The organism is Streptomyces sp. (assembly GCF_035563135.1).
Lineage (GTDB): Bacteria > Actinomycetota > Actinomycetes > Streptomycetales > Streptomycetaceae > Streptomyces.
The window spans coordinates 1-2,176 of the sequence record NZ_DATMVN010000495.1; the positions used below are offsets into that span (position 1 = coordinate 1).

Annotated in this window: 2 protein-coding genes; one reads left to right on the top strand and one right to left on the bottom strand. The window is 69.5% G+C overall.

The features are described from left to right. Window positions 1–676 precede the first annotated feature (676 nt). On the top strand, window positions 677–904 hold the full coding sequence (locus tag VN520_RS21815) for a hypothetical protein (RefSeq protein WP_414719907.1): 228 nt from the start codon (window positions 677–679) through the stop codon (window positions 902–904). 550 nt (window positions 905–1,454) lie between these two features. Here the strand turns inward: VN520_RS21815 and VN520_RS21820 are convergent. Then, the coding region (locus tag VN520_RS21820) for an NAD(P)-dependent alcohol dehydrogenase (RefSeq protein WP_325748623.1) at window positions 1,455–2,176 on the bottom strand (722 nt) is incomplete at its 5' end.

Sequence of the window (2,176 nt, forward strand, 5' to 3'; positions counted from 1 at the left end):
GGTCCGGTCCCTCCCCGTGGGCCGAACGCATCGGCCCCCTCGGCTGCCTGTTCGGCCCCGACGAGCGCCTGAGGGAGGCCCGTGGTCCTCGCCATCTTGTGCCGTTTTCGCTGGCAGCGGCGGCAACGGTCGCCCATGGCTGTCTCGCCATGCCGCGCGGGCACGGAGGAACGCGGCGAACTCCTTGGGCGTCCGCTTCACGCCCACGGCATCGGCCGGCCGCTAGACATGGTCGGCGGTGGCTCCGCCGGCACGAACCACATCAGCTCACCCCGGGGCGGGCCGTCACAGAACTTCGGGGTCTGCGGTCGCTCCTCACCCGAAGCCATAGCCCAACTCGGTCGGCAGCTTGGCCCAGCCGATGCCGGTGGAGAGCACGAAGGCGAGCCAAACGCCGGCAGCACCCCATCCGGGTCTCGAGCTGCTGCCGGGCTGAGCGACCCGCGGACGTCCCCGAGGCCCGGGCTTGGAGTGGTGGCACGGCGACCGGGGAACCAACGACCGGCCGCCGGCCCACACACGTGTCCGCGCAAGTGGCGCCGAGCGCTTGATCCTCACAGGAGACGCTGCCTCGACGTAGGCGCAGCTCGGCGGAGGGTCCCTCTCGGGAGGCGGGCAGGACGTGCCCCATGCCATGCTCGGGGTCCCGCATCCGCGCACCCATTGGAGGTCCACCGTGGCAGTGGAAGCGAACCTCGGCGCCTTCCTGGATAAGGACTGGGAGTCCAAGTCGCTGGCGGAGATCCTCAAGGCGCCCGTGAGTGCACTGCAGGGGATCAGCGAGGGCGACGCCAACCTGCTCAAGCAGGCTTTCAACATCAAGACCGTGGGGGACCTGGGCAAGAACAAGTACTTCCGTGCAGCGCAGCTGTTGACGCAGCTGACCGAGGCCGGAGCGAAGTAGAAGCTTCATCCGGCAGGCCGCGCGTTCTGCCCCGCTGCAACCTTGTGCGCTGTGTGGCAGCAGCCGCCGGGCTAGGTCTTCGGCTTGGTCAGCTCGTTCCAGTGATCGGCGCCCGCACGGCAGCCGCGGTGATTGCAAAATTCATGCTCGGCTCCCCACCCCCGCCAGTTCACCGGCGTCCACAGTCGAACCCCGACCTGTCCTCCGCGGACGTGCTCCGTCTCAGCCAGCGCAGGTTGCGTTGAGGGGTGAATCCACACCAGCGTCCGGAGCCTTCTCCAGTTCTTCTCCAGCCAGTCCCCTGAATCGTCGCGAGCGTAGTGACATGTGCCAGCGCCAAGCCCTCAACCCTGCGATTTCATCGCAGTCTTGTTTGCTGGGCGCCGTCGGCAAGAACTCGTTGGCCCGGTGCCGGCGGCTGCTGAGACCGGGCGGGTGTCACGTCTCCTCCGAACTGGGACCGCGGGCGCAGAACCCGCTCTTGGCGCTCGTGACCCCGTTGCTCCGACGCAGAGAGGTCCTGTTCCCCATACCTGGGCATCACCACGCTTCAGACGACGATGACGACCTTGCCGCGTGCGCGGCCGGCTCGTAGGTGACGGATCGCCTCCGGCACCTCGTCGAGGATGAACGTCCGGTCTACGACGGGTACCACGCGGCCGTCTGCGAGCATCGCCGCGAGGAGCTCGAGGTCGGTGCGGCGCGGGCTGGAGAAGACGACACCGAGTCGCTGCCGGACGAAGGGCGACAGCGTTATCGCCTGCAGCTGCCGGGACAGGCCCAGCACCTGACCGCCCCCTTCTCCCCCGACGATCACCAGGGTCCCCGTGGGGCTGAGGGCAGCGCGCAGCCGGGCGACGCTCCGGTCCCCTCCGGTGTCGATGACGACGTCGTAGCGGTAGGGCCGATCGGCGATGTCCTCGCGGGTGTAGTCGATGACGTCGTGGGCACCGATGGACCGGACCAGGTCGACCTTGGAGGTGCTGCACACACCGGTCACCGTGGCCCCGGACGCTGCCGCGAGCTGGACCGCGAACGTGCCGACCCCGCCTCCGGCGCCGGTGACGAGCACCCGCTGGCCGGCCTGGACGTGGCCGACATCGCGGAGCGCCTGCAGGGCCGCCGTCGCGGACGACGGGGTGGCGGCGGCTTCCTCGAAGGTGACGTTCGGCGGCTTGGCGGCCAGGCTGCTCTCGGGGGCGGTGGCGTACTCCGCGTAGCCCCCGGTGCCTGTGCCGAATACGGCGTCCCCGATCTGGAAGCGCGTCACGT